We start from the raw sequence: 12093 nt of genomic DNA, 5'->3' as shown, positions 1-12093 counted from the left end.
TTTCCCGGAATTTTCCCCGGGCGTGCCCCTTGCCGATGCGAAAGCGAGACGGAACCCCCAGGATATCTATGCGCGTAGATTTTTCGGGACTGTACTCTGACATCACCGCTTCAGCTCACGCACCACACACCGGGAGTGCCAGTGGCACGCGTCGTAGTCGACGTCATGCTCAAGCCGGAGATCCTCGACCCGCAGGGCCAGGCGGTGCAGCGCGCACTGCCACGCCTGGGTTTCGAGGGGATCGCCGACGTCCGTCAGGGCAAGCGCTTTGAACTCGAGGTGGAGGGACCGGTCGACGAGGCCGCCCTCGCCCGCATCCACGAGATGGCGGAAACGTTTCTCGCCAACACCGTGATCGAGGACTTCACCGTGAAGGTCGACGGAGAAGCACGGTGACCGCTCGCGTAGGGGTCATCACCTTCCCCGGCACCCTGGACGACCGCGACACCCAGCGGGCCGTCCGGATCGCCGGGCTCGAACCCGTCCCGCTCTGGCACCGCGACAAGGACCTCCAGCAGGTCGACGCCGTGGTGCTGCCGGGCGGCTTCTCCTACGGCGACTACCTGCGCGCGGGCGCCATTTCGCGCTTCTCGCCGGTCATGGAGAAGGTCATCGAGGGTGCCCGCGAGGGCATGCCCGTCCTCGGTATCTGCAACGGCTTCCAGGTGCTCACCGAGACCCACCTGCTGCCGGGCGCGATGCTCCGCAACAACCACCTGCACTTCATCTGCCGCGACCAGAAGCTGCGGGTGGAGAACGCGGAAACCGCCTGGACCTCCGACTACGAGGTGGGCCAGGAGATCTCCGTCCCGTTGAAGAACATCGACGGCCGGTACGTCGCCGACGAGCGCACCCTCGACATGCTCGAGGCCGAGGGCCGGGTCGCGTTCCGCTACGTGGACGTGAACCCCAACGGCTCGCTGCGTGACATCGCCGGCATCACCAATGAGGCGGGCAACGTCGTCGGCCTCATGCCGCACCCCGAGCACGCCGTGGAGCCGCTGGTCGGCACCGGCCGCACGGACGGGCTCGGATTCTTCACCTCGATCCTGAAGAAGCTGGTCTCCGTATGAGCGACGCACGCGCGGCCACTCGGCCGCAGCCGAACATGACAGCCGCACCTCTGCGCCGCGCGGGCGGAGAAGCGAATGATGAGGGCGCAGCATGACTCTCGACACCGTCAAGCACGCAGGCGAAACGCCCGACACCGACCAGCCGTGGGCCGAACTCGGCCTGAAGCCGGACGAGTACGAGCGCATCCGCGAGATCCTCGGCCGCCGCCCGACGGGCGCCGAGCTCGCCATGTACTCCGTCATGTGGTCCGAGCACTGCTCGTACAAGAGCAGCAAGGTCCATCTGCGGCAGTTCGGCGAGAAGGTCCCCGCCAACGACGCCATGCTCGTCGGCATCGGCGAGAACGCGGGCGTCGTCGACGTCGGCCAGGGCTACGCGGTCACCTTCAAGGTCGAGTCGCACAACCACCCCTCGTACATCGAGCCCTACCAGGGCGCGGCCACCGGCATCGGCGGCATCGTCCGCGACATCCTCGCCATGGGCGCCCGCCCGGTCGCCGTCATGGACCCGCTGCGCTTCGGCGCGGCCGACCACCCCGACACCAAGCGCGTCCTGCCGGGCGTCGTCGCGGGCATCGGCGGCTACGGCAACTGCCTGGGCCTGCCCAACATCGGCGGCGAGGTCGTCTTCGACGCCTGCTACCAGGGCAACCCGCTGGTCAACGCCCTGTGCGTCGGTGTGATGAAGCACGAGGACATCCACCTCGCCAAGGCCTCCGGCGCCGGCAACAAGGTCATCCTCTACGGCGCCCGCACGGGCGGCGACGGCATCGGCGGCGTGTCCGTCCTCGCCTCGGAGACCTTCGACTCCACCGGCCCGGCCAAGCGCCCGGCCGTCCAGGTCGGCGACCCGTTCCAGGAGAAGCTCCTCATCGAGTGCACCCTGGAGATCTTCCGCGAGGACCTCGTCGACGGCATCCAGGACCTCGGCGGCGCCGGTCTGTCCTGCGCCACCAGCGAGCTGGCCAGCGCCGGTTCGGGCGGCATGCGCGTCGAGCTGGACACCGTACCGCTGCGCGACTCCTCCCTCTCGCCCGAGGAAATCCTCATGAGCGAGTCGCAGGAGCGCATGTGCGCGGTCGTGGAGCCCGGCAAGGTCGAGCGCTTCATGGAGATCTGCGAGAAGTGGGACGTCATCGCCACCGTCATCGGTGAAGTCACCGACGGCGAGCGGCTGGAGATCTTCTGGCACGGCGAGCAGATCGTGGACGTCCCGCCGCGCACGGTCGCGCACGAGGGCCCGGTCTACGAGCGCCCGTACGCCCGTCCCGACTGGCAGGACGCCCTGCAGGCCGACGACGCGAACAAGCTTCCCCGGCCGGCCACGGCCGAGGAGCTGCGCGCGCAGGTCCTGAAGGTCGTCGCCTCCCCGAACCAGGCCTCGAAGTCCTGGATCACCGACCAGTACGACCGGTTCGTCCAGGGCAACACGATCCTGTCGCAGCCCGAGGACTCGGGCATGGTCCGGATCGACGAGGAAACCAACCTCGGTGTCGCCGTCGCCACGGACGGCAACGGCCGCTACACCAAGCTCGACCCGTACACGGGCGCGCAGCTGGCGCTGGCCGAGTCGTACCGCAACGTCGCCGCCTCCGGTGCCCGGCCGCTGGCCATCTCCAACTGCCTGAACTTCGGTTCGCCCGAGGACCCGGCCGTCATGTGGCAGTTCGCCGAGGCCACCCGCGGTCTGGCGGACGGCTGCCTGGAGCTCGGCACGCCGGTGACCGGCGGCAACGTCTCGCTGTACAACCAGACCGGCGAGACCGCCATCCACCCCACCCCGGTGGTCGCGGTGCTCGGTGTCATCGACGACGTCGAGCGCCGTACGCCGATCGCCTTCGCCGAGGAGGGCCAGCTGCTCTACCTGCTGGGCGACACGGCGGAGGAACTGGGCGGCTCCGCCTGGTCCCAGGTGATCCACGACCACCTCGGCGGGCTGCCGCCCAAGGTCGACCTGGGCCGCGAGAAGCTGCTGGGCGAGATCCTCATCTCGGCCTCCCGCGACGGCATGGCCGACGCGGCGCACGACCTGTCCGACGGCGGTCTGATCCAGGCCCTCGTCGAGTCGTGTCTGCGCGGTGGCAAGGGCGCCCGGATCGTCGTGCCCGACGGCATGGACCCGTTCGTCTTCCTGTTCTCCGAGTCGGCCGGCCGGGCGCTGGTGTCCGTGCCGCGCAGCGAGGAACTGCGGTTCACCGACATGTGCGGCGCGCGCGGGCTGCCCGCCACGCGCGTGGGTGTCGTCGACGGTGAAGAGATCGCGATCCAGGGCCAGTTCAGCATTCCGCTGGCCGAGCTGCGTGAGGCGCACGAGGCGACGATCCCGGCTCTGCTGGTCTGATCCGGCGCGCTTCCGGGCTTCACGAAGGCGGTCCGCCCCTCATGGGGCGGGCCGCCTTCGGTTTGATCCGCCACTTGTTCAACCACCACGGATTAGGGTCGGAGCATGTCTTCCGCCCCGCGCAAACCCCGTGCCCGCAGCTACGACCCCGCCAAGACCCGCGCCGCCGTCCTCGCGCAGTTCCGGAACGTGCGCGAAGCGGTGGCGGGGCTGAGCGCCGAGCAGTTGGCGCTGCCGACCCGGCTCGGCGACTGGACGGTCCGCGAGCTGGCCGCGCACATCGCGAGCGTCACCGACAACGTCAGCCGCAGCATCGAGGCGCCCGCGCCCGCGAAGCACGAAGTCGCCCTGGTCGACTGGGCGTTCGCCACCCGTGCGTTCGCGGGGAAGGTCGACGAGGCGGCCCACGAGGCGGCGGCCGACGCCGAGCCGCTCGAACTCCTCGACCGCACCGCCGCCCGCTTCACCGACATCACCCTCCCGGCCCCCGGAGACCGGCTCGTCGCGGCGCGGGTCGGTGCGATGCGCTTGGACGACCTGATCGTCACCCGATGTGTCGAACTGATCGTCCACACCGACGATCTGGCCGCCGCGCTGGGCACCGAGATCCCGTACGACCGGCAGGCCCTGGCCACCTGTGTCCGGCTGCTGGCGGACGGGCTCGCCACCAAGGCGCCGGGCGGCTCGGTGGAAGTCCGGATTCCGCCTTTCGCGGTGGTCCAGTGTGTGGCAGGCCCCAAGCACACCCGGGGCACCCCGCCCAACGTGGTCGAGACCGATCCCCTCACCTGGGTCCGCCTCGCGACCGGCCGTACGGACTGGGCCACGGCCCTCGACGAGGCGGCCGTTTCCGCGAGCGGGGAGCGCGCGGACATCTCCGCGCAACTGCCCTTGCTGGGCTGATCCGGCCTCCTTGCGGGGGCCGGCCGGGAAAGCCGGGGAAAGCGGGGGAAAGTGGGGGAGGGGCCCCGGAAAAAACACCCGGAAAACCATGCCGGGAATCGCAAGAAAAGGCGCTTGATCGGTCATCGCGCGTACCCGTCGAGTGGCTGTGCGTGGTGTGAGCCATTTCCCCTCGTCCCCGGTTCGGATGAACCTCGCACCTGCAATAGACTTACCTTGTGCCTCGTGGTGACGGACGACTCAGCCACGACCTGCTCCCCGGTGAGAAGGGCCCCCAGGACGCTTGTGGCGTCTTCGGTGTCTGGGCTCCGGGTGAAGAGGTCGCCAAACTCACCTATTTCGGACTGTATGCATTGCAGCACCGTGGACAGGAGTCCGCGGGTATCGCTGTGAGCAACGGCTCCCAGATCCTCGTTTTCAAGGACATGGGACTTGTCTCCCAAGTCTTCGACGAGACCTCCCTCGGCTCCCTCCAGGGCCATATCGCGGTCGGACATGCCCGCTACTCCACCACCGGTGCCTCGGTGTGGGAGAACGCGCAGCCGACCTTCCGCGCGACCGCCAACGGCTCCATCGCCCTCGGTCACAACGGCAATCTGGTCAATACCGCCCAGCTGGCCGAGATGGTCGCCGCCCTCCCCCGGGAGAACGGCCGGGCCACCCAGGTCGCGGCGACCAATGACACGGACCTGGTCACCGCACTCCTCGCGGGCCAGACCGACGCCGACGGCAAGCCGCTGACCGTCGAGGAAGCGGCCGCCAAGGTCCTCCCCGACGTGCAGGGCGCCTTCTCCCTCGTCTTCATGGACGAGCACACGCTGTACGCGGCCCGTGACCCGCAGGGCATCCGCCCGCTGGTCCTCGGCCGACTGGAGCGCGGCTGGGTGGTGGCCTCCGAGACCGCCGCCCTGGACATCTGCGGCGCCTCCTTCGTACGCGAGGTCGAGCCCGGCGAAATGGTCGCCATCGACGAGAACGGCGTACGGACCTCCCGGTTCGCGGAGGCGAGGCCCAAGGGCTGCGTCTTCGAGTACGTCTACCTCGCGCGCCCCGACACCGACATCGCGGGCCGCAACGTCTATCTCTCCCGGGTGGAGATGGGCCGCAAGCTCGCCGCCGAGGCCCCGGTCGAGGCCGACCTGGTGATACCGACCCCGGAGTCCGGCACCCCCGCCGCCGTGGGTTACGCGGAGGCCAGCGGCATCCCGTACGGAACGGGCCTGGTCAAGAACTCCTACGTCGGCCGGACCTTCATCCAGCCGAGCCAGACCATCCGCCAGCTCGGTATCCGGCTCAAGCTCAACCCGCTCAAGGAAGTCATCCGCGGCAAGCGCCTCGTGGTCGTCGACGATTCCATCGTCCGCGGCAACACCCAGCGCGCCCTGGTCCGGATGCTCCGAGAGGCCGGCGCCGCCGAGGTCCACATCCGGATCTCGTCGCCCCCGGTGAAGTGGCCGTGCTTCTTCGGCATCGACTTCGCCACCCGCGCCGAGCTGATCGCCAACGGCATGACGGTCGAGGAGATCGGCAAGTCGCTGGGCGCGGACTCGCTCGCGTACATCTCCATCGACGGCATGATCGAGGCGACCACCATCGCCAAGCCGAACCTCTGCCGTGCCTGCTTCGACGGCGAGTACCCGATGCCGCTGCCCGACCCCGAGCTGCTGGGCAAGCAGCTGCTGGAGTCGGAGCTGGCCGGTGGCACCGACGCCGCCGACGCGCTCCGTCGCCCGTAACGCCCCCGTAGTACCGAACGACACGAAAGATCTCAAACTCATGTCTGAGACCACTGGTGCCAGCTACGCAAGCGCGGGCGTCGACATCGAAGCCGGCGATCTCGCCGTCGAGCTCATGAAGAAGTGGGTGAAGAAGGCCACCCGTCCGGAGGTCGTCGGGGGCCTCGGCGGTTTCGCCGGCCTCTTCGACGCCAGCGCCCTCAAGCGCTACGAGCGCCCGCTGCTCGCCTCCGCGACCGACGGCGTCGGCACGAAGGTCGACATCGCCCGCCGGATGGGGGTCTACGACACCATCGGCCACGACCTGGTCGGCATGGTCGTGGACGACCTCGTCGTGTGCGGCGCCGAGCCGCTCTTCATGACCGACTACATCTGCGTCGGCAAGGTCTACCCGGAGCGGGTCGCGGCCATCGTCAAGGGCATCGCCGAGGGCTGTGTCCTCGCGGGCTGCGCCCTCGTCGGCGGCGAGACCGCCGAGCACCCGGGGCTGCTGGCCGCCGATGACTTCGACGTGGCCGGCGCCGGCACGGGCGTGGTCGAGGCCGACCGGGTCCTGGGCGCAGACCTCATTCGAAAGGGTGACGCCGTCATCGCGATGGCGTCGTCCGGACTTCACTCGAACGGGTACTCACTGGTCCGCCATGTGCTCTTCGACCGGGCCGGCTGGGAGCTGGACCGCGACGTTCCGGAGTTCGGCCGCACCCTCGGCGAGGAGCTGCTGGAGCCCACCAAGATCTATTCGCTGGACTGTCTCGCGCTCACCCGCACGGCCGAGGTGCACGCCTTCTCGCACATCACCGGCGGCGGTCTCGCCAACAACCTGGCCCGGGTGATCCCGGCCGGACTGCACGCGAGTGTCGACCGGTCGACCTGGGCGCCGGGCGCGGTGTTCGACCTCGTGGGGCAGCTCGGCGGCGTGGAGCGGCTGGAGCTGGAGAAGACCCTGAACATGGGCGTCGGCATGATCGCCGTCGTGCCGCAGGAGTCCGTGGACGTGGCCCTGGCGACGTTCGCCGACCGGGGCGTGGAGTCCTGGGTCGCGGGAGAGATCACCGAGCGCGGCGACCACGCCGAGCCCGTGGCGCTGACCGGGGACTATTCGAGCTGACCGGGTCGGAACCGGGCGGGGCCACGGCCCCGCTCCCGGTTCTGGTTCCGGTTCCGAGCAGCACAGAACCCGGTCCGGGGCATGCCCTGGACCGGGTCGTGGGAGTTACAGCGTCAAGCGCGGCGACGGTAGGTCTCGGGCGATTGCTCGTCCTCGTCCTCTTCGTCGTTGTAACGATCCGCGTACTGAGCGTACGGATCGTCGTCCAGCTCATCGTCCTTTTCGAGCGGCTCGCTTGGCAGCGGCTGCTTCGTCGGCGATGCGCCCAGCTCATTGGCCAGACGTGAGAGATCGGTCCCGCCGCTGTTGTACTTCAGCTGGCGGGCGACCTTTGTCTGCTTGGCCTTGGCCCGGCCGCGCCCCATGGCTCGACCCCCTCAATGACGGGGCTCGACGGCCCCAGAGTCAACGCGTTCACGTTCATGAGTCAGAGCGGACTCCCGCTGGGAAGTCCGGCCTGTAGGGCTTCAACGGTACCTGCTTCCGCGGCCATACGGTACGTCGCCCGCATGACGTGGCACGGAGCACAACCCTCAGGGAGCCCCGTCCCCGCTGGTCAGCTGCGATTTTAACGTGTCTTGTGCGCCGACCCGCCGAGGGGTGGTGAGAGATCTCTCCCTCACCACCTCCGAACGGCGGCTCTGTGGGGACCACTGTGCGGCCGCCGACAGCCTGTCCGGCCGATCTTGGTCGGCGGCCGGACGGGAACTCGGCCCGTCCGGCGTTTGAGGACACCGCCGCGCAGCGGTGGTGCACCCGACCCGGGCGACAGGGCCAAGCGCGCACCCCCACCCACGAAGGCCGGCCGGCCAGGCACCCGCGTGCCGGGGGCTTACGGAGCGGTCCTCCCCGTGGCGGCGGCGCGGGCGTCCGCCATCCGCTGCTCGGCGAGTCGGTCCGCGGCCGCGGCCGGCGGGATGCCGTCCGCCTTGGCCCGATCGAATATGGCCGACGTCGTGTCGAAGATCTTGGTCGCCTTGGCCTTCGCCCGGTCGAAGTCGAAGCCGTGCAGCTCGTCCGCGACCTGGATCACGCCGCCCGCGTTCACGACGTAGTCCGGGGCGTAGAGGATGCCGCGGTCGGCGAGGTCCTTCTCCACCCCCGGGTGGGCGAGCTGGTTGTTGGCCGCGCCGCACACGACGGTGGCGGTGAGGGCGGCCACCGTCTCGTCGTTCAGCGCGCCGCCGAGGGCGCAGGGGGCGTAGACATCGAGCGGCGTACGGATCAGTACGTCGGCGTCCACGACGGAGGTGACCTGCGGGTGCCGGGCGGTGATCCGCTCCACGGCGTCCGCGCGGACGTCCGTGATCACGACCTCGGCGCCGTCCTCCACCAGGTGCTCGACGAGGTGGTGGCCGACCTTCCCGACGCCCGCGACGCCGACCCGGCGGCCGCGCAGCGTCGGCTCGCCCCACTGGGTCTGCGCGGCGGCCCGCATGCCCTGGAAGACGCCGAACGCGGTGAGGACCGAGGAGTCGCCGGCGCCGCCGTTCTCGGGGGAGCGGCCGGTGGTCCAGCGGTTCTCCCGGGCGACCACGTCCATGTCCTGGACATAGGTGCCGACGTCGCAAGCGGTGACATAACGCCCACCGAGGGAGGCCACGAACCGACCGTAGGCAAGCAGCAGTTGCTCGGTCTTGATCAGATCGGGGTCGCCGATGATCACAGCCTTACCGCCACCGTGGTCGAGGCCCGCCAGCGCGTTCTTGTACGACATGCCGCGCGACAGATTGAGCGCGTCCCGCACCGCCTCCTCCTCGGAGGCGTACGGGTAGAAGCGGGTGCCGCCGAGGGCCGGGCCCAGGGCGGTGGAGTGCAGGGCGATGACGGCCTTCAGGCCGCTCTCACGGTCCTGGCAGAGCACAACCTGCTCGTGGCCGCCCTGGTCCGTGTGGAACAGGGTGTGCAGTACGCCTTCGGCGCCGGAGGTGGGACGTACGTCAGTCACTGTGGTGACTCCATATGTCGCGGAGGTCGCCCTCCGAGGGGTGGGGGAGGGCCGGTTGGCAAGAGAGTAAGACCTCCCGGCCCGGCCGATCGGTGTGGTGCGGAGGATCACTCTCCCGGGCTGCGACGACATGGGACGATCTGGACAGTACGGGGAGGTCACCGGCGCTCCCCGGGTGTCCTTCGGCTTGAGGGAGCGAGCGTTGCGACTGGCGTCATCGGTGACTGTCCCGTACGCGGCCTACCTACGGGTCTACGAACCGCTCGGCGCGTTCCCCGAGCCGGAGCGTACGCACTGGGTGCGCTACGCCCGGCGCGGGAAGCTCCCCGGTGCCCAGGACGAACTGCGCCGGTCGCTGGCCGACTTGCTGCCCACCCCGCCCGTGCCCGTTCCGGTGCACGAGAGCGGTGACGCCTTCATCGCCCTGCAGGACGGCGTGCTGTGCGTCTGCCCCTGGCGGACCCGGCTGCGCGGCTGGCTGGCGCTGGAGGAGCTCGCCGAGCGGTTCCCCGTGCCCGTCCTGGACGCCGTGCTGCCGCCGGTGGTCCGCAGGCAGGCGGAGGCGGACTACGAGCGCTGGCAGGAGCACAACCCGGACGCCCGGCCGTGGATCAAGACGGCGACCTGGCAGGTGCCGCTGCGCTGGTTCGTGCTCTTCGCGGACGAGGAGCGCGAGTACGCCAAGGGCGAGCCCGGCCCCCCGGCGCGACCGGCCCCCGTCCTGCGCTACCGCACGCCCATGGTGCAGGCCCGGCGGCGGGTCGCGCGGGCCCTGCGGACGCTCAAGGACGCCATCGAGGAAGGGCCGCTGATCGACGGCCTGGTGGAGGTGGGGCGCTGGCTGGAGGAGTTCCATCCGCGCTCCCTGGTGGAGCTCGACTACGGCGGTCTCGTCCATCTGGTGCCCGAGCCGCATCTCGCCGACGATCACTCCGCCGCCGACACGGCGGAAGGACTGGCGGCGTTGCGCGACGGGGACGGCGCGCGGGCGGGCGCGGCGTACGAGCGGCTCACTGAGCGCTGGCGCGCCGTGCGGGACCGGCAATACGCCAACTGAGATTCCTTGAAGCGGGAACTGCCGTGGCTGCTGGGGCGTCTGGAGATCGCTGGGGCCGTTGCGGCAGGACCTAGGTCCCGATCCGGGCCATTGCGGCAACCGTGACCTAACGCACTTACGTCAGGTCTTGCGCCCATCGCCCACCCTCGTGGCAAAATAGGACAAGGAGTCCGGGAAGGACTCCTTCCGTCCAAGTATGGGTGGATAGCTCGGTATTGCCCCCATTGGCGGGTCTGGTGACCCCTGATCCCGCTGTGACTGATCGTCACGGTGGCGTGACTGTCCGCTATGACATGGTCCATCGGCTTCCGTCGAGGTTGAACACCTGAGAGGGCAATTCCATCGGTTTGGCCGACGTGGCTGGACAGATGGTGTAGTTGTAGTGCCGAGGACAAGCCGTTCGTCCTATAACCGACTCGGCCCGCGTCCGCCATTTCGGGCAACGCGGGTCAAGGTGCAGAATTTAGAGGAAAGAACCGACGTGATGGTTCGGTTCTCCCGAGGAGGCCGCTCATGACCGCTCGCACCCCTGATGCCGAGCCGCTGCTGACCCCGGCTGAGGTTGCCACGATGTTCCGCGTGGACCCGAAGACGGTCACGCGCTGGGCCAAGGCAGGCAAGCTCACGTCCATCCGCACGCTCGGAGGACACCGGCGATACCGCGAAGCGGAGGTCCGCGCGCTGCTGGCGGGCATTCCGCAGCAGCGTAGCGAGGCCTGAACAAAGGCATAAGGGCGTTTTCCGGGGCCCCCAACCCGGCTTTCGCCCAGGCACCACCTGGCTACAAACGACTGGACGCCTGCCCCAACAGGCTCCATGCCCACCGACTTGGGTGCGTCGTCGATCGCGCTGGACTCCGCCGGGTCCAGCGCGATCTTTTTTATGCCCTCCGCCGGGCCGGTCCGCCCGCCGTCGGGAGATGGGGCCGTAGAGGGGCACAGTGGGGCCGTAGGGGGCCCACAGAGGGATCACAGCGAGTCCGGGTGGAACCCCTGACGGAACGCCCGGGAGAAGCGTGCCTCTTTCGGGGGGCGGTGCAATTGCACATATTAAATTGACCGGGTGTAGGCAGGGGGTAAGTTCCCTCACTCCGGAAACTCTTTCGGTGACTCCCGTCACATCGCGACGTGCTTGTCACTCCCTGTGCCACTGCGGTAGAGAAACCCGACTTCCACCCTGGCATTCGACTGCCGTCGCGGTAGCCGCCGTTGGTCACCGGAAAGAGGGACTTTCGTCCCCGGCCGACCGGCCCGTCACCCCCCGGCGCCGGCCGCGCCCTCGGCATCACGCCCGGTGTCGCGCTCGGTGACGCTCTCAGCGACGCCCTCGGCCCGCGCGTAGGGCTCGTCGCCCGCGCCGCTGCCGGCCTCCTGGGCGAGCCGCAGGAGCCGGTGGCACACCGGGCAGTGTCTGGTCAGGTGGCGGTACCCCGAGGCGGCGGAGAGGTGGGCACGCAGCAGCGCCCTCGTCTCATGCCTGATGCGCTCGGTCCGCTCGGATCCGGTCCGGGTCTTCGTCATGGAGTGCGGCACCTCCTCCACTGCTACGGGTACCCCTGGCACGTGTCGCAGTCAAGGTCGAACGCAAGAAGGCCGGGATCCCTAGGGGGATCCGGGCCAGGTGCTCCGATTGCTCCGACAGCGGTAAGGCCCGCACCCACTCTAGGGATACGGGCCTTGTGCCGACGCGGTCCTGACGGGATTTGCCGTGCTCGATGGCGGCTCCGCCGCGGGCGCGGCCTCCGCTGGTTTCTGCGGCCGGGCAAGCAGTAAGGCCCGCACTCGCTGACGAGTACGGGCCTTACCGAGATGCGGTCCTGACGGGATTTGCTGTGCTCGATGGCGGCTCCGCCGCGGGCGCGGCCTCCGCTGGTTTCTGCGGCCGGGCAAGCAGTAAGGCCCGCACTCGCTGACGAGTACGGGCCTTA

11 protein-coding genes are annotated in these 12093 nt (G+C 69.5%); 8 read left to right on the top strand and 3 right to left on the bottom strand.

Annotated elements, in window-relative coordinates; genetic code table 11:
• Window positions 1-141: 141 nt before the first annotated feature.
• From purS to purM, 6 genes are all read left to right on the top strand, one after another.
• Entirely contained in the window at window positions 142-396 is a 255-nt protein-coding gene (gene purS / locus FHS38_RS17755; protein WP_130878754.1) for a phosphoribosylformylglycinamidine synthase subunit PurS, read from the top strand.
• The gene (gene purQ / locus FHS38_RS17750; protein WP_184734551.1) at window positions 393-1073 is read left to right on the top strand and encodes a phosphoribosylformylglycinamidine synthase subunit PurQ; all 681 of its coding nucleotides are present in this window, start codon (window positions 393-395) and stop codon (window positions 1071-1073) included. The genes purS and purQ overlap by 4 nt, the downstream gene beginning before the upstream one ends.
• Before the next feature lie 91 nt (window positions 1074-1164).
• Window positions 1165-3414, top strand: coding sequence for a phosphoribosylformylglycinamidine synthase subunit PurL (gene purL / locus FHS38_RS17745; RefSeq protein WP_184734550.1), 2250 nt, complete (start codon window positions 1165-1167; stop codon window positions 3412-3414).
• A gap of 105 nt (window positions 3415-3519) precedes the next feature.
• Complete coding sequence (locus tag FHS38_RS17740) at window positions 3520-4317, top strand: maleylpyruvate isomerase family mycothiol-dependent enzyme (protein ID WP_184734549.1); 798 nt, start codon at window positions 3520-3522, stop codon at window positions 4315-4317.
• Window positions 4318-4535: 218 nt separating this feature from the next.
• Window positions 4536-6053, top strand: a complete 1518-nt coding sequence (purF, locus tag FHS38_RS17735; protein ID WP_184734548.1) for an amidophosphoribosyltransferase — start codon at window positions 4536-4538, stop codon at window positions 6051-6053.
• Between the two features lie 40 nt (window positions 6054-6093).
• A complete protein-coding gene (gene purM, locus FHS38_RS17730) occupies window positions 6094-7161 on the top strand; it encodes a phosphoribosylformylglycinamidine cyclo-ligase (RefSeq protein WP_184734547.1) in 1068 nt (355 codons plus the stop codon).
• 113 nt (window positions 7162-7274) lie between these two features.
• Here the strand turns inward: purM and FHS38_RS17725 are convergent, their stop codons facing one another.
• Complete coding sequence (locus FHS38_RS17725; protein WP_184734546.1) at window positions 7275-7526, bottom strand: DUF3073 domain-containing protein; 252 nt, start codon at window positions 7524-7526, stop codon at window positions 7275-7277.
• A 467-nt stretch (window positions 7527-7993) separates the two neighbouring features.
• On the bottom strand, window positions 7994-9109 hold the full coding sequence (locus FHS38_RS17720) for a Leu/Phe/Val dehydrogenase (RefSeq protein ID WP_229822682.1): 1116 nt from the start codon (window positions 9107-9109) through the stop codon (window positions 7994-7996).
• A gap of 202 nt (window positions 9110-9311) precedes the next feature.
• On the opposite strand from FHS38_RS17720, the gene FHS38_RS17715 reads away from it, so the two are divergent.
• Both FHS38_RS17715 and bldC read left to right on the top strand, forming a co-directional pair.
• A complete protein-coding gene (locus FHS38_RS17715; RefSeq protein ID WP_184734544.1) occupies window positions 9312-10166 on the top strand; it encodes a DUF8083 family protein in 855 nt (284 codons plus the stop codon).
• A 513-nt stretch (window positions 10167-10679) separates the two neighbouring features.
• On the top strand, window positions 10680-10886 hold the full coding sequence (bldC, locus tag FHS38_RS17710; protein WP_003949541.1) for a developmental transcriptional regulator BldC: 207 nt from the start codon (window positions 10680-10682) through the stop codon (window positions 10884-10886).
• A 533-nt stretch (window positions 10887-11419) separates the two neighbouring features.
• On the opposite strand, the gene FHS38_RS35460 is transcribed toward bldC, so the two are convergent.
• On the bottom strand, window positions 11420-11686 hold the full coding sequence (locus FHS38_RS35460) for a DUF6274 family protein (protein ID WP_184735087.1): 267 nt from the start codon (window positions 11684-11686) through the stop codon (window positions 11420-11422).
• Between the last annotated feature and the right edge of the window lie 407 nt (window positions 11687-12093).

It is taken from the genome of Streptomyces netropsis, assembly GCF_014203545.1.
Taxonomy (GTDB): domain Bacteria; phylum Actinomycetota; class Actinomycetes; order Streptomycetales; family Streptomycetaceae; genus Streptomyces; species Streptomyces netropsis.
The sequence above is the reverse complement of the archived record's forward strand: the minus strand, read 5'-3'. Positions and strand labels throughout refer to the sequence as shown.

Excerpts from the sequence above, each read along its gene's own strand:
- FHS38_RS17740 (WP_184734549.1), top strand. The coding sequence starts at position 3,520 with ATGTCTTCCGCCCCGCGCAAACCCCGTGCCCGCAGCTACGACCCCGCC.
- purM (WP_184734547.1), top strand. The coding sequence starts at position 6,094 with ATGTCTGAGACCACTGGTGCCAGCTACGCAAGCGCGGGCGTCGACATC.
- purL (WP_184734550.1), top strand. The coding sequence starts at position 1,165 with ATGACTCTCGACACCGTCAAGCACGCAGGCGAAACGCCCGACACCGAC.
- FHS38_RS17725 (WP_184734546.1), bottom strand. The coding sequence starts at position 7,526 with ATGGGGCGCGGCCGGGCCAAGGCCAAGCAGACAAAGGTCGCCCGCCAG.
- bldC (WP_003949541.1), top strand. The coding sequence starts at position 10,680 with ATGACCGCTCGCACCCCTGATGCCGAGCCGCTGCTGACCCCGGCTGAG.
- FHS38_RS35460 (WP_184735087.1), bottom strand. The coding sequence starts at position 11,686 with ATGACGAAGACCCGGACCGGATCCGAGCGGACCGAGCGCATCAGGCAT.